Source organism: Roseovarius pacificus (assembly GCF_900142665.1).
GTDB classification, from domain to species: Bacteria; Pseudomonadota; Alphaproteobacteria; order Rhodobacterales; family Rhodobacteraceae; genus Roseovarius; species Roseovarius pacificus.
The window spans coordinates 157,650-171,091 of sequence record NZ_FRBR01000006.1 but is presented as its reverse complement, the minus strand read 5'-3'; the positions used below and the strand labels follow the sequence as shown (position 1 = coordinate 171,091).

Genomic DNA, 13,442 nt, shown 5'->3' with positions numbered 1-13,442 from the left:
TGTGCAGGTTTCTCGCGCATCTGTGCCTTCTTCGTCACAAAAGTTATGATGTATCAAAGACTTACCCCAATAAGTTGTGTGTGTATTCCGAATGCTAAACTTTGACTATGGCCATGACCCGGAAAGAATGCGGCCTCAGCACACCCCACCACCCAACCACCCCACTTGCGTCCACCATGGACACACTCCTTCCGACCCCCTCCATGTTTCGTACAAAACCCGCGTACGCATCGTACAAAACGTACGAAACGCACGGGCTAGGCAAGGGGGTGGAATTGGCGTATTTCCGGCTGATCCAAGTCAGCGGGGCCGCTCATGAACATGCTATCCACCTTCGTCAAACCCATGCATCCCGAGGGGCGCAAGTTCGTGGCCATCTTTGCCGCGATCACCCTTGTCCTGTTCCTGATCTGGGATGTTCTGGGCTGGGTCGGGGTTGGGCTAACTATCTGGTGTTACTACTTTTTTCGTGACCCCGAGCGCTTCCCCCCGCAGCGCCCCGGCCTGATCCTCAGCCCCGCCGACGGCATCGTGTCGCTGATCGAACCCGCCGTTCCCCCGTCCGAACTGGGCCTGCCCGATGTCGCCCTGACCCGGGTCAGCGTCTTCATGTCGGTCTTCAACTGCCACATCAACCGCGCCCCCGCCCCCGGCGAAATCACCACCATCGCCTACCGCCCCGGCAAATTTTTCAACGCCTCCCTCGACAAGGCCAGCAAGGACAACGAACGCAACAGCTTGGTGATCCGGATGGACGACGGACAAGATCTTGCGGTCGTCCAGATCGCCGGATTGGTGGCCCGCCGGATTGTCTGTTTCGTAAAACCCGGTGATCGTGTAGGGTCGGGCGAAAGGTTCGGGCTGATCCGCTTCGGCTCGCGTCTCGATGTCTACCTGCCCCAGGGGGTCCATCCCCATGTGCGCGTAGGCCAGACAATGATCGCCGGCGAAACCGTACTGGCCCGAACCGACCCGCAGGAACCCAAACAGGCCTAAGCCATATGCCACAACGGCCCGAAAAGTCGATCACAGACATGACCATGGTTCGGCTGCTGCCGAACCTCATGACCCTCGCAGCCATCTGCGCCGGGTTGACCGCTATCCGCCTGACAATGATGGAAAATTACGTCGGGGCGGTTCACCTGATCATCCTCGCCGCCATTCTGGACGGGCTTGACGGGCGGATCGCCCGGCTGGTCGGCAGCGACAGTGAATTCGGGGCCGAGCTGGATTCGCTGGCCGATTTCCTGAACTTCGGCGTCGCCCCCGCATTGATTCTGTATTTCTGGGGGTTGCAGGACATGGGCAGTTTCGGCTGGAGCACGGTCCTGGCCTTCGCCGTTTGCTGCGTGCTGCGGCTGGCCCGGTTCAACGTCAACGCCCGCAACCCGGACACCACAAGCGGCAAGACTCATTTCACCGGCGTCCCGGCCCCCGCAGGCGCGTTGCTGGCGCTTGCCCCCATGTACCTGTCATTTGCCTTCACCGACCGGCCCGACATGCCCGGACTGGCGCTTTGCCTTTACCTGCTGTTTATCGGCCTCCTGATGACCAGCCGCATTCCAACCGTGTCGCCCAAGGCGCTGCGTTTCAGCCGGGAAACGATGCCGGTCATGATAGTTTGCGCCTTGCTGATACTGGCCGCGCTGATTGCGTTTGAATGGATCACCTTGCTGGCGATGTGCGTGATCTACCTGGCAATGGTGGTCCGGTCCTTGCTGTCCGAAATTTCCAAAACAAACAGGAACCCGTCCTGACATGGATCTCAAATCTATAGAATCGTCCTATGCGCGGTGGGCGCCGATTTATGACGCGACTTTTGGCAATATCACCAATGTCGGCCGACGGCGGGCCGTTCATCTGATCAACAGGATTCCGGGTCGTGTGCTGGAGGTCGGCGTCGGCACCGGGCTGTCGCTGCCGCTTTACGATCCGGCCTGCCGGGTCACGGGGATCGATTTCAGTGAAAAGATGCTAGCCAAGGCCCGCGACAAGGTGATCGAACGCGACCTGACCCATGTCGAAGACCTGCGCCAGATGGATGCGCGTCACCTCGATTTTCCCGATAACAGCTTTGATACCATTGCCGCGATGCATGTTCTTTCGGTCGTCCCCGAACCCGAGCGCGTCATGGCCGAGATCGCCCGCGTCTGCAAGCCGGGCGGTCGCGTGGTGATCACCAATCATTTCGTGCGCGAACGCGGCTTCATGGCGTTCCTCGAACGGGTGACGGCGCCGTTTGCAAACGTGCTGGGCTGGCATTCGGATTTCCGGATCGACACGGTGCTGCGCGATGATCTGCACGTCACACAGCAGGGAAAATTGCCGCCCATCGGGATGATGACGTTTCTGGTAATGGAGAAACCGCGCGCTTCGTGACGCATCACGTCGCAATGCAGGTCGCGTTCGAATACCTCTTTCCTTTGGTCCCATTTCATCGGACGAAAGGTCATGCAGATTCTCGTCTTTCTTCGTGACAATGCCCGCTGGCTGTCCGCCGGGGTTTTGCTGACCTTTCTCAGCAGTTTTGGCCAGACATTCTTTATCTCGGTTTTCGCCGGGGAAATCCGTGAAGCGTTCCAGCTGTCGCATGGCCAGTGGGGAGGCATTTACACGCTCGGCACCGGCTCGTCGGCGGCGCTCATGGTCTGGGCGGGTGGGCTGACCGACCGCTTTCGCGTGCGCGCTCTTGGCACCGTGATATTGCTGATGTTGATGGCGGCGTGCCTGTTCATGGCGATCAATCCCGCCTGGTGGCTGCTGCCTCTGGTGATCTTTGCCTTGCGTTTTACCGGCCAGGGCATGACCAGCCACATCGCCGTGGTGGCCATGTCACGCTGGTTCATCGCCACACGAGGCAAGGCTCTGTCCGTCGCCACACTCGGCTTCGCAGCAGGCGAGGCGCTGTTGCCGCTGATCTTCGTGGCGCTGATGATCCACTATGACTGGCGGCTGCTTTGGGTGCTGGCGGGGCTGATCGCCATATGCGGAATCCCGGTGCTGTTGCTTCTGCTGCGGCAGGAACGCACCCCGCAATCCATGGCGCATCTCAGCCAATCCAGCGGGATGGAGGGCAAGCACTGGACCCGCCACCAGACCCTGCACCATTTCCTGTTCTGGTTCATGGTGCCCGCGTTGCTGGGCCCGGCGGCATTCAACACCGCGTTCTTTTTTCATCAGGTTCATTTCGCCGACATCAAGGGCATCGCCCATGTGGAACTGGTTGCCATGTTTCCCTTTTTCACAACGGCCTCCATCGGCGCGATGGTACTTTCCGGTTGGGCGCTGGATCGGGTCGGCACCGCCCGTTTGATGCCTTTCATGCAATTGCCCATGGTCGCGGGCTTCGTATTGTTCGCACTGGCCGGCGCTCCGCTGACCATCTTCCTCGGCCTGTTCTTCATGGCGCTTACCACCGGGGCGAACACGACTCTGCCCAATGCCTTCTGGGCAGAATTCTATGGCACCCGCCACCTCGGGGCGATCAAGGCCATGGCCGCCGCGATCATGGTTCTGGGATCGGCCATCGGGCCGGGGATCACTGGAATGGGGATCGATCTGGGCCTGGGGCTCGAGGCGCAATACCTGTGGGTCGCGGGGTACTTTGTTTTTGCCAGTGCGATGATGACCATCGGAGTTGCCCGCGCGCGGCCCCTGCTATCGCTGACGCCTTAGATAAACGTAATAGGCCCCACCGCCACCATGCTTCAGATGCGCCTCGGTCACCTGTAGGACCACCGCGGCAAGCGGCGGCGTCGACAACCACTGAGGCACGTTATGGCGCAACACACCGCGCCGCACCGGGATCGGTCCGCCCTCATCGCGCAATTTGCCCTTGCCGGTGATCACCAGAACCATGCGCTTGCCGTTTTCATGTGCCCGCAGGATAAACCGCATCAGCGCCGGATGCGCCTGATCCATCGTCATGCCATGCAAATCCAGCTTGCCCTCGGGCACGACCTTGCCGCGTTTGAGCTTGCCATATGTCTTGCGATCCATCCGAACCGGCTGTGCCGCGATGCTGTGCGAAATATCCGGCGCGATGTCATGCCCGTGCCGCGACGGCGCAGCCTTCTGACTCAGTTCAAACCCTTCGATCCGCGCCTTGGGCAATTTGGTGGACGACGGTTTGGGCAAGGGCTGTTCGCTGCGCTTTCCTTCGGGGTGCAATCGCTCGGTCGTCTTGGCGACCTTGCGCCATAATTCCAGCTCTTCGGGCTTCAACCGGCGGCGTGTCACGGCAGCGGCTCGGTCAGCATGGCAAAGGCGCGCTGGATCGGCATCAAGACCACCATCCGACCCGGATCGCGCAGCTTTCCAGCCGCACGCCCGGCCGCATCGCCTGTGCCAAAGAAAATATCGGCACGCTGCGGTCCCTTGATCGCCGATCCGGTATCCTGCGCCACCATCAGGCGATGAATGGGGTCTTTGCCCGCTTTCTCGATCCAGACCGGCGCGCCAAGCGGCACATATTCCGGGTCCACCGCTATCGTTCGCCCCGCCGTCACCGAGCGGTTCATCGCACCGAGCGGCCCCTCCCCGGCTGGAACCGAGTCGATCCGCCTGAAAAACACATAGGAAGGATTGTGAAACAGCAATTCGCGCCCCTTGACGGGATTGCGCCTGACCCAGTTCTTGATCACCTCCGCCGAAACCTGATGGGCCTTGTAAACACCGCGCCGCACCAGTTCGGCACCGACCGAGCGGTAATTATGGCCATTCTTACCACCATAGCCCACGCGGATCACCCGACCGTCCGGCAGCCGCACCCGGCCCGAGCCCTGAATTTGCAGAAAGAACAGCTCGACAGGGTCGTCCACCCACACAATTTCCAGTCCCCGGCCATGCATGACATCGCCGGATTCGATCTCGCGGCGGGTCAGCCAGGGGCTCATCACACGGGATTCGGGCGGCACACGATAGACCGGATAACGATAGCGTTCGCTCGGCTGCAAAGCGCCGTTCAGTTCCGGTTCGAAATAGCCGGTGAACAGGGCACTCTTGCCATTCTCGATCATGACAGGACGAAAGAACAATTCGAAAAATGGCTTGGGGTCCGGCTTTTGCTGGGCCAATGCACAAAGGGCCTGCCAGTCGGGGTCTTTCATATCGGGGCAGGTGTTCAGGAAAACGTCCAGCGCCCGCGCATGGTTGTCCTCTTCCCAGCCGTCCAGGTCGTCAAATTCGACGATCTTGTGGGTCGTTTCGTCAAAGGCGGCAAGGCTGCCCGCGCAGGACAGCCAGAACACCACTGCGGCCCACAGCCCCCGGATCATTCGCCCGTGGCAACAAGCCGCCAGTTCGGATCGCCCGAGCCCATGATTCGCTCGAACGTCCAGCTGTCTTTCTGGCGCTTGGGCTGCGTTGCGTTGCCTTCGATGATTTCGCCATTGGCGTCCCGCACAACCGAGGTCAGTTCACCCACGAAACGCACGGTGATCTCGGCGCTGTTGGTTTGCTGATCGAACGTTGCAGCGGTCAGGCGCGTTTCACGCACGCCCAGAAATTCGGCTTCGACGCTCAGGCCCTGCTCCTGACGGGAATCGACGACCTGGGCAAAAGCCTCGTAGACATCTTCGGACAGGAACGGCGTCACATCTTCCAATGTGCCACGTTCGAACGCCATCAGGATCATTTCATAAGCGCCGCGCGCGCCTTGCAGGAATTCACCCACGCCAAATGACGGCTCCACCCGTTTCATCTGGGCCAGCGCATCGGCGGCGTCCGAGCCTTCAGGCACGTTATCCAGAATATCGTAATCCGGCCCGCCTTCGATCACTTCGAAGTTCTCACGGCGTTGCGTATTGTCGGCAGCCTGCTGCCTGCGCGCGGGATCTTCAAACCCATCGCGGGTGCCCAGAACGCTTTTCAGTCGCAAAATCAGGAAAATGGCGATTCCGGCCAGCACCAGAAGCTGTAGAAGGGGGGAATTCATGGACACCTCTTGTCATGCAGGCATGGTATCGTGCGTTGCTCGCACTTATGTAGGTGACACTTGCGGGCAAGTCCACCTTGCACGCGATCATGAAAACGGAGTTTCAGCGATGTGGCTTTTTCTGGCCTTTCTGGCGGTTCCCCTGATCGAGATCGCGCTGTTCATTCAGATTGGCGGCGCAATCGGTCTGTGGCCGACCCTCGGGATCGTCATCATCACCGCCATCATGGGCACCTGGCTGGTGCGCACACAGGGCGCAATGGCGATGGGACAATTGCGCCGGTCGTTTTCCGAACTCGACGATCCATCCGAACCGCTGGCGCATGGCGCAATGATCCTGTTCGCGGGGGCCTTGTTGCTGACTCCGGGGTTTTTCACCGATGCCGTGGGCTTTGCGCTGTTGATGCCGCCTGTCCGGCACGCGGCCTTCAACTACATCCGCAAACGTGTTCACGTTCAGCGTTTCGATATGGGGCCGAACGGGCCGCAGCGGCCTCACGATCCCCGAACGCACCGCCACCCCGATGTGATAGAAACCGAATATCACGAGGTTGACCCGGCCAATCGCCCCTCACAAGGCAATTCAGGCTGGACGACTAGGCATTGAGGCCGATCGGCCATCCTGCTAAGCGTTCTGCCAACAAATTTTCATACCGGAGATAACCCATGGCCGAACAGGAAACCGGCGCAGCAGAACAGCAGCCCCAAGTCCGCATGAGCACCCTGACGCAATTCGTTCGCGATCTTTCGTTTGAAAACGTCCTGTCGCAACGCGGCACGGGTGGCGAAGTCAATCCCGAGATGCAGGTGGCCGTCAATCTGGACGCCAAGAAGCGCTCGGTTGAAAATCAGTACGAAGTAATCGTCAAACTTCGCGTCGACTCCAAGAACAAGGACAGTGATCAGGTCCTGTTCGTGTTGGAAATGGAATACGCCGGTGTTTTCCATATCGAAGGCGTGCCGGACGAACAGATGCACCCGTTCCTGATGATCGAATGCCCGCGGATGCTGTTCCCGTTCATTCGCCGCATCATCAGCGATGTGACCCGCGATGGCGGCTTCCCGCCGCTGAACCTGGAAAACATCGACTTCGTTCAACTTTACCGCAACGAAATCTCCCGCCGTCAGGCCGAGGCCCAGGCGGAACAGAAAGATCAGCCCGTCAGCTGATCTGGTTCAGTTTTTTCCAAAGCGCGCCGTCGCCCAGGCCATCGACAAAGGCCGCATGGGCGGCGGCTTCTTTTTCGCTCAGGCGCGACGGCAAGGGTTGCGGGCGCGGCTGCGGGCGCCAATCAGACTCCGCTCCGGCGCTGCCCCCGCCGCCCGACGACCCGGTCGACAATCCGAAATCCGGTTGCCGGCCCCCGATCAGTTCCAGGTACACTTCGGCCAGAATTTCCGAGTCCAGCAATGCGCCGTGCAAGGTGCGCGACGAATTGTCGATGCTGAACCGGCGGCACAGCGCATCCAGCGATGCAGGCGAGCCGGGAAAGCGTTTGCGCGCCATATCCAGCGTATCAATCGCCTGTTCCCACGGCAGTTGCGGCAGGTTCATCCAGCCCAGTTCGGCATTCAGGAACTTCATGTCGAACGCCGCATTGTGAATCACCAGCTTGGCGTCGGCGACGAATTCAATGAATTTATGGCCCACCTGCGCAAACAACGGTTTGTCCTTCAGCGTCACCTCACCATCGCGCGGCGGGCGCGGCTCGATCAACAGGTCGGGGCCGATGCCATGTACCTCGAACGCCTCGTTGGGCATGTCGCGTTGCGGATTGATGTATTCGTGAAAGGTCCGGCCGGTCGGCATGTGGTTATACAGTTCGATCGCACCGATTTCGACGATCCGGTCCCCCTGATGAGGATCAAATCCCGTGGTTTCGGTATCGAGAACGATTTCACGCATGTTTCAGCCTGTCCCTGATTTGCCTGACGACATCCTGTACCTGTTGGCCCGCATGCTCAAGCGTATCGGTTTCAATCACGAAATCCGCACGGCGGCATTTTTCGTCGTTCGGCATCTGTTTGGCACGGATGGTTTCAAACTGCGCCTCACTCATCGTGCCCCGCGCCAGAACCCTCTCACGCTGTAGTTCCGGTGAAACAGTGACACAGGCAACTGCATTCATCCCCTTGTCCCCGCCCGTTTCAAACAGCAACGGAATATCCAGAACCACGATATCCGCCGTACTTTCATGGATGAAATCCGCGCGGTCCCTCGCGACAAGCGGATGCACGATCTTCTCGATCCTCGCCAAGGCCGTTTCATCCTGCGCGATAATCATTTTCAGCCGGTCACGCGACACAGCGTCATCAATTACAGCCTCGGGGAAAACTTCACGTATCGGGCCAACCGCCGCGCCGCCTTTGGCATACAGACGATGAACAGCCGCATCCGCATCCCAAAGCGCACAGCCTTCCTCGGCAAACATCCGGGCAGTCGTGGATTTGCCCATCCCGATCGAGCCGGTCAGCCCCAGAAGAAAGCTCATCGCAGAACCGCGGCGCGCGTGGCGCTATCGACGGTCGGGCGCATTCCGAACCAGCGTTCGAACCCCGGAACGGCCTGATACAACAGCATTCCCAACCCATCGACCGTGGTGCAGCCCATCTTTTCGGCTTCCAGCAACAAGCGCGTCTTGAGCGGCGCATAGACCAGATCGGTCACCACCGCATCCTTGCGCAGCCCATCCAGCGGTACACGCAACGGCGGTTTACCCATCATGCCAAGCGAAGTAGTGTTCACCACGGTCAGCGCATCTTCCAGCATGTTGCCCGCCTGGACCCAATCCACGACACTCAGGCGTTTCCCGAAATCCGCCTGCAATGCCTCGGCACGCACCCGTGTCCGGTTGGAAATCAGAATCTCGGGCACGCCCGCATCCAGCAGTGACGCCACAATCGCCCGCGCCGCGCCCCCGGCCCCGAGAACCGCCGCCGGTCCGGCCGCCGGAACCCAGCCGGGCGCGTTCTCGCGCAGGTTCTGAATGAATCCATACCCGTCCGTATTATCCGCGTGAATCTTGCCGTCCTTGCGGAAAATCAGTGTATTCGCCGCACCGATCAACGTGGCCCGATCCGTAACCAGATCCGCCAGTTCCATGACCTTTTCCTTATGCGGCACCGTGACATTGACGCCAACAAACCCCATCCTGGGCAATGTCCGCAGCACCTGTTCCAGATCGTCAGCCGCCACATCCATCGGGATATAAAACCCCTTCAGCCCGTTCACCTTCAGCCAGTGACCATGCAATTGCGGCGATTTGGAATGCGCTATGGGCGAGCCGATTACACCCGCCAACGGTATTCGCTCCTGACTCATCCTTTCAGATCCCCCCTCAACGTCAGATAAGACAGCAGTTCAAGCAACGGCAGCCCCAGAACGGTAAAGTAATCGCCCTGCACCTGAGAGAAAAGGCGCACGCCTTCTTCTTCCAGTTTATAGGCTCCGACCGAGTGGCGAATGCTGTCCCAGTTCCGCGCAATATAGTCGTCCAGATAGGCGTCGGAAAACTGCCGCATCAGCAAGCGCACCACACCCACATGCCGCCAAATCGCTTTGCCGTTTTCACAGATCACCGCAGCAGACAGCAATTCATGCCGTTTGCCCCGCATCGCGATCAACTGTGTTCTGGCCGTTTCCGGGCTGTCGGGTTTCGTCAGTAGCTGCCCCTGGAGGTTCAGAACCTGATCGCACCCGATGACCAAAGCCTCCGGGTGCTTGGCGCTGATCTTTTGCGCTTTCATTTCCGCCAGCGCATCGGCGATGTCCCGCGCGCTCGCATCCTCCGCAAGCATCGCATCGCGCAGCGCCTCTTCGTCCACGCGGGCGGGCACGATATCGAACACGATCCCGGCATTGCGCAACAACGTCGCCCGGATGTCAGAGCCCGATGCCAGGATAATCTGCCGCATGATGTGGACAACCTCTTGGATAATTTAACGGCTGTTTAAGAACTGTTGGGGCATAATTCCACACCGTTCCTTCGATCCCTGTTCAAAGGACGCGTTTCACGGCGTTTCCAAACTGTTCTTCCCGTGTGGATTTGGAAAACAACAGATTCTGAATAGTCGATGAAATCCATGAGTGATCCGCAATTTTATCAACTTCAAATCTCGGATGAAAATTTCTTATCCATTTGAAAATAAATAATTTATCCGGATTCCTGTAGAAATTCCATAATTCTCTACATCGTTATCCACAGATACGAAATCCTGTCGAGAACACGTGGACAATTGCATAATCCACAGTCAATCACCTTCCTACAAAGAACATCATCTTTCTTATCTTTTTATTTATTTATAAAGAGGGGCAGACAAAGAAGGCGATAAGATGAGTGATCTTCTGATAACGCTCTACCCTTGGGTCAAGGCGTTCCATATCATAGCTGTTATCTCCTGGATGGCAGGCCTGTTCTATTTGCCTCGCCTGTTTGTCTATCATACCGAGCAGTCCAGCCCCGGCGACAGCCGCGACGAAGTATTCCAGATCATGGAAGACAAACTGCTTCGCGTGATCATGACTCCGGCAATGTTCGCCTCCTGGCTGGCTGGCCTGATGATGGTCATGACACCCGGTATCGTCGATTGGGGCGCCGCCTGGCCCTACGTTAAAGGTGCCGGTGTTCTGGGTATGACCGGGTTTCACTACTGGCTCGGTTTGCGGCGCAAGGATTTCGTTGCGGGCCGCAATACCCTCACCGGGCGTCAGTACCGCATGATGAACGAGGTTCCGACGATCCTGATGGTGCTGATCGTGCTGGCGGTGATCGTGCGCTTCTAGCATCGTTGACTCCGCCGTTACTGACGCTTATGTAATCGCTCAGCGCCCGTCCGGGCGACCGACTTTCCAGACCAGAGAATGACACCACGCAGCGTCACGCCTGCGCACAGTTCGTGTCAAAAGGATTTCCAACATGTCCGACGACCGCCTTAACCTGTCCGATCTCAAGGCCCATGCTGCCAAAGACCTGCTCGCGATGGCAGAAGAGCTCGAGATCGAAAACGCATCGACCATGCGCAAGGGCGAAATGATGTTCCAGATCCTGCGCGAACGCGCGGACGAAGGCTGGACAGTCTATGGCGATGGCGTTCTGGAAGTGTTGCAGGACGGGTTCGGGTTCCTGCGCTCGCCCGAAGCGAACTATCTGCCGGGCCCTGACGATATCTATGTATCGCCTGAAACCATCCGTCAGTATTCGCTGCGGACCGGGGACACGATCGAAGGTGAAATTCGCGCACCCGAAGAGAACGAGCGGTACTTCGCGCTGACCAGCGTCGAGCAGATCAATTTCGAAGAGCCCGAGCGCGCGCGCCACAAGATCGCATTCGACAACCTGACGCCGCTTTACCCGGATGAGCGTCTCAAGATGGAAGTCGACGATCCGACGGTCAAGGACCGCTCCGCGCGCGTGATCGACCTTGTTGCCCCTATCGGTAAAGGCCAGCGGTCCCTGATCGTGGCGCCGCCGCGGACGGGTAAGACGGTGTTGTTGCAGAATATTGCCAGCAGCATCGAAAAGAACCATCCGGAATGCTACCTGATCGTCCTGCTGATCGACGAGCGCCCCGAAGAGGTGACCGACATGCAGCGCTCGGTCAAGGGCGAGGTCATCAGCTCGACCTTTGACGAACCGGCCGGGCGGCACGTGGCCGTGGCTGAAATGGTCATCGAAAAAGCCAAGCGACTGGTCGAACATAAACGAGATGTTGTTATCCTTCTCGACTCGATCACAAGACTTGGTAGGGCTTATAATACCGTGGTCCCCTCCTCCGGTAAAGTTTTGACCGGCGGTGTGGATGCCAACGCGCTGCAACGGCCCAAGCGGTTCTTCGGTGCCGCCCGGAATATTGAAGAAGGTGGATCGCTCACCATTATCTCGACCGCGCTGATCGACACCGGCAGCCGAATGGACGAAGTGATCTTCGAGGAATTCAAAGGCACCGGGAACTCGGAAATCGTCCTGGATCGCAAGATTGCCGACAAGCGCGTATTCCCGGCCATCGACATTCTGAAATCCGGCACCCGGAAAGAGGATCTGTTGATCGACAAGGTGGACCTTCAGAAAACCTTTGTTTTGCGGCGGATTCTCAATCCGATGGGCACAACGGATGCCATCGAATTCCTTCTGTCCAAACTCAAACAGACCAAGACGAATACTGAGTTCTTCGATTCTATGAACACCTGACGCGGGCCGTCACCGGGGCAACCCTATGGATACGATCTATGCTCTTTCAACGGCGCAAGGCAAAGCCGGCGTCGCAGTGATCCGCGTGTCCGGTACGCGGGCGTTTACTGCCGTCAAGGCTTTGGCTGGCGATGTACCGCAGCCGCGCAAGGCATCGTTGCGCGTATTGAAAGACCGTGACGGTGTTCGTCTGGACGAGGCCTTAGTTCTGACCTTTGCCGAAGATCACAGCTTTACAGGTGAAGAAACCGTCGAGTTTCAGGTTCACGGTAGTACGGCTGTTGTGGCCGCCGTTCTTGAAGCGTTATCCGATATCGACGGATTGCGGCCTGCTGATCCGGGTGAGTTCACCCGCCGGGCAATGGAAAATGGCCGACTCGATCTGGCTCAGGTCGAAGGCCTTGCCGATCTGATCGAAGCCGAGACCGAGGCACAACGCCGCCAGGCGCTGCGCGTGTTGTCCGGTGATCTGGGCCGGCGCGCCGAAGGCTGGCGAAAAAACCTGATCCGTGCGGCTGCCCTGCTCGAAGCGACGATTGATTTCGCGGATGAAGACGTTCCCGTCGATGTGTCGCCCGAAGTTACCGAACTTGTCGAGTCCGTCGTTGCCAGCCTGCGAAAAGAAATTTCCGGCGTCAGCACCGCGGAACGTATCCGTTCGGGGTTCGAAGTGGCCATCGTCGGCGCGCCAAATGTCGGCAAATCCACGCTGTTGAATGCCCTGGCAGGGCGCGATGCGGCGATCACGTCGGAATATGCCGGAACAACCCGCGACGTGATCGAAGTTCGGATGGATCTTTCCGGCTTGCCCGTAACCCTTCTGGACACTGCCGGACTTCGTGAAACCGAGGATGCGGTGGAATCCATCGGCATAGATCGCGCGCGCCAAAGGGCGCAGATGGCCGATCTGCGCGTGTTCCTGGTAGAAGGCGATACCGCCCCGGATCTGACGCCCGAAGCGGATGACATCGTTTTGCGCGCCAAGGCCGATCTGCTCGGGGAATCCACAGGCGCAATCTCGGGAAAGACCGGAGCGGGGATCGCTCAGTTGGTCGACAGGCTCACGGATACCCTGAAATCCCGCGCCTCCGGTGTCGGCATCGCGACGCGCTTGCGGCACAAGCAGGCAATGGAGCGTGGTCTTATGTCCCTGGAGGCTGCGCTTGTTCTTTTACCGCAAGGTGAAGATCAGGCCGATATCGCCGCCGAAGAACTGCGCACCGCTATCCGTGCCCTTGATTCTCTGGTAGGACGCATAGATATCGAAAACGTTCTGGATGAAATTTTCGCAAGCTTCTGCCTTGGGAAATGAGGAGTGT

16 protein-coding genes are annotated in these 13,442 nt (G+C 58.8%); 9 read left to right on the top strand and 7 right to left on the bottom strand.

Annotated elements, in window-relative coordinates; all coding sequences use genetic code 11:
- The first annotated feature begins 315 nt into the window (after positions 1-315).
- The 4 genes from BUB53_RS12410 to BUB53_RS12395 all read left to right on the top strand — a co-directional run bounded on the left by BUB53_RS12410 (position 316) and on the right by BUB53_RS12395 (position 3,675).
- Complete coding sequence (locus BUB53_RS12410; protein ID WP_073035088.1) at positions 316-996, top strand: phosphatidylserine decarboxylase; 681 nt, start codon at positions 316-318, stop codon at positions 994-996.
- A gap of 38 nt (positions 997-1,034) precedes the next feature.
- A complete protein-coding gene (pssA, locus tag BUB53_RS12405; RefSeq protein ID WP_327213541.1) occupies positions 1,035-1,757 on the top strand; it encodes a CDP-diacylglycerol--serine O-phosphatidyltransferase in 723 nt (240 codons plus the stop codon).
- Between the two features lies 1 nt (position 1,758).
- Complete coding sequence (locus tag BUB53_RS12400; RefSeq protein ID WP_073035086.1) at positions 1,759-2,379, top strand: class I SAM-dependent methyltransferase; 621 nt, start codon at positions 1,759-1,761, stop codon at positions 2,377-2,379.
- 72 nt (positions 2,380-2,451) lie between these two features.
- Positions 2,452-3,675 (top strand): MFS transporter, encoded by a 1,224-nt coding sequence (locus BUB53_RS12395; RefSeq protein ID WP_073035085.1) that lies wholly within the window; start codon positions 2,452-2,454, stop codon positions 3,673-3,675.
- Here BUB53_RS12395 and BUB53_RS12390 read toward each other — a convergent pair.
- Genes BUB53_RS12390 through BUB53_RS12380 form a run of 3 tightly spaced genes read right to left on the bottom strand, consistent with a single transcriptional unit; the run spans position 3,658 to position 5,935 of the window.
- Positions 3,658-4,239: a Smr/MutS family protein gene (locus BUB53_RS12390; protein WP_073035084.1), complete on the bottom strand. Its 582-nt coding sequence runs from the start codon at positions 4,237-4,239 to the stop codon at positions 3,658-3,660. The genes BUB53_RS12395 and BUB53_RS12390 overlap by 18 nt on opposite strands.
- The gene (gene mltA / locus BUB53_RS12385) at positions 4,236-5,276 is read right to left on the bottom strand and encodes a murein transglycosylase A (RefSeq protein ID WP_073035083.1); all 1,041 of its coding nucleotides are present in this window, start codon (positions 5,274-5,276) and stop codon (positions 4,236-4,238) included. The genes BUB53_RS12390 and mltA overlap by 4 nt, the downstream gene beginning before the upstream one ends.
- Positions 5,273-5,935 (bottom strand): Tim44/TimA family putative adaptor protein, encoded by a 663-nt coding sequence (locus BUB53_RS12380; RefSeq protein WP_073035082.1) that lies wholly within the window; start codon positions 5,933-5,935, stop codon positions 5,273-5,275. The genes mltA and BUB53_RS12380 overlap by 4 nt, the downstream gene beginning before the upstream one ends.
- Before the next feature lie 109 nt (positions 5,936-6,044).
- On the opposite strand from BUB53_RS12380, the gene BUB53_RS12375 reads away from it, so the two are divergent.
- Together BUB53_RS12375 and secB are read left to right on the top strand one after the other, a co-directional pair.
- The gene (locus tag BUB53_RS12375; RefSeq protein WP_073035081.1) at positions 6,045-6,542 is read left to right on the top strand and encodes an FxsA family protein; all 498 of its coding nucleotides are present in this window, start codon (positions 6,045-6,047) and stop codon (positions 6,540-6,542) included.
- Between the two features lie 59 nt (positions 6,543-6,601).
- The gene (gene secB / locus BUB53_RS12370; protein ID WP_073035080.1) at positions 6,602-7,105 is read left to right on the top strand and encodes a protein-export chaperone SecB; all 504 of its coding nucleotides are present in this window, start codon (positions 6,602-6,604) and stop codon (positions 7,103-7,105) included.
- On the opposite strand, the gene dnaQ is transcribed toward secB, so the two are convergent.
- Genes dnaQ through BUB53_RS12350 form a run of 4 tightly spaced genes read right to left on the bottom strand, consistent with a single transcriptional unit; the run spans position 7,098 to position 9,850 of the window.
- A complete protein-coding gene (gene dnaQ, locus BUB53_RS12365) occupies positions 7,098-7,841 on the bottom strand; it encodes a DNA polymerase III subunit epsilon (protein WP_073035079.1) in 744 nt (247 codons plus the stop codon). The genes secB and dnaQ overlap by 8 nt on opposite strands.
- Positions 7,834-8,427, bottom strand: a complete 594-nt coding sequence (gene coaE, locus BUB53_RS12360) for a dephospho-CoA kinase (RefSeq protein WP_073035078.1) — start codon at positions 8,425-8,427, stop codon at positions 7,834-7,836. The genes dnaQ and coaE overlap by 8 nt, the downstream gene beginning before the upstream one ends.
- Complete coding sequence (locus tag BUB53_RS12355; protein WP_073035077.1) at positions 8,424-9,257, bottom strand: shikimate dehydrogenase; 834 nt, start codon at positions 9,255-9,257, stop codon at positions 8,424-8,426. The genes coaE and BUB53_RS12355 overlap by 4 nt, the downstream gene beginning before the upstream one ends.
- Positions 9,254-9,850: a Maf family protein gene (locus tag BUB53_RS12350; protein ID WP_073035076.1), complete on the bottom strand. Its 597-nt coding sequence runs from the start codon at positions 9,848-9,850 to the stop codon at positions 9,254-9,256. Before BUB53_RS12350 ends, BUB53_RS12355 begins: the two co-directional genes overlap by 4 nt.
- Before the next feature lie 418 nt (positions 9,851-10,268).
- Here BUB53_RS12350 and hemJ point away from each other — a divergent pair, with 418 nt between their 5' ends.
- The 3 genes from hemJ (at position 10,269) to mnmE (ending at position 13,435) form a co-directional block, all read left to right on the top strand.
- Entirely contained in the window at positions 10,269-10,718 is a 450-nt protein-coding gene (gene hemJ / locus BUB53_RS12345) for a protoporphyrinogen oxidase HemJ (RefSeq protein ID WP_073035075.1), read from the top strand.
- A gap of 133 nt (positions 10,719-10,851) precedes the next feature.
- Positions 10,852-12,123 (top strand): transcription termination factor Rho, encoded by a 1,272-nt coding sequence (rho, locus tag BUB53_RS12340; protein WP_073035074.1) that lies wholly within the window; start codon positions 10,852-10,854, stop codon positions 12,121-12,123.
- 25 nt (positions 12,124-12,148) lie between these two features.
- Positions 12,149-13,435, top strand: a complete 1,287-nt coding sequence (gene mnmE, locus BUB53_RS12335; RefSeq protein ID WP_073035073.1) for a tRNA uridine-5-carboxymethylaminomethyl(34) synthesis GTPase MnmE — start codon at positions 12,149-12,151, stop codon at positions 13,433-13,435.
- Positions 13,436-13,442: the final 7 nt, after the last annotated feature.

Bases quoted from the DNA above. Each gene is read 5' to 3' on its own strand.
- BUB53_RS12410 (WP_073035088.1), top strand. From the start codon at position 316: ATGAACATGCTATCCACCTTCGTCAAACCCATGCATCCCGAGGGGCGC.
- pssA (WP_327213541.1), top strand. From the start codon at position 1,035: ATGACCATGGTTCGGCTGCTGCCGAACCTCATGACCCTCGCAGCCATC.
- BUB53_RS12400 (WP_073035086.1), top strand. From the start codon at position 1,759: ATGGATCTCAAATCTATAGAATCGTCCTATGCGCGGTGGGCGCCGATT.
- BUB53_RS12395 (WP_073035085.1), top strand. From the start codon at position 2,452: ATGCAGATTCTCGTCTTTCTTCGTGACAATGCCCGCTGGCTGTCCGCC.
- mltA (WP_073035083.1), bottom strand. From the start codon at position 5,276: ATGATCCGGGGGCTGTGGGCCGCAGTGGTGTTCTGGCTGTCCTGCGCG.
- BUB53_RS12380 (WP_073035082.1), bottom strand. From the start codon at position 5,935: ATGAATTCCCCCCTTCTACAGCTTCTGGTGCTGGCCGGAATCGCCATT.
- BUB53_RS12375 (WP_073035081.1), top strand. From the start codon at position 6,045: ATGTGGCTTTTTCTGGCCTTTCTGGCGGTTCCCCTGATCGAGATCGCG.
- secB (WP_073035080.1), top strand. From the start codon at position 6,602: ATGGCCGAACAGGAAACCGGCGCAGCAGAACAGCAGCCCCAAGTCCGC.
- dnaQ (WP_073035079.1), bottom strand. From the start codon at position 7,841: ATGCGTGAAATCGTTCTCGATACCGAAACCACGGGATTTGATCCTCAT.
- coaE (WP_073035078.1), bottom strand. From the start codon at position 8,427: ATGAGCTTTCTTCTGGGGCTGACCGGCTCGATCGGGATGGGCAAATCC.
- BUB53_RS12355 (WP_073035077.1), bottom strand. From the start codon at position 9,257: ATGAGTCAGGAGCGAATACCGTTGGCGGGTGTAATCGGCTCGCCCATA.
- BUB53_RS12350 (WP_073035076.1), bottom strand. From the start codon at position 9,850: ATGCGGCAGATTATCCTGGCATCGGGCTCTGACATCCGGGCGACGTTG.
- hemJ (WP_073035075.1), top strand. From the start codon at position 10,269: ATGAGTGATCTTCTGATAACGCTCTACCCTTGGGTCAAGGCGTTCCAT.
- rho (WP_073035074.1), top strand. From the start codon at position 10,852: ATGTCCGACGACCGCCTTAACCTGTCCGATCTCAAGGCCCATGCTGCC.
- mnmE (WP_073035073.1), top strand. From the start codon at position 12,149: ATGGATACGATCTATGCTCTTTCAACGGCGCAAGGCAAAGCCGGCGTC.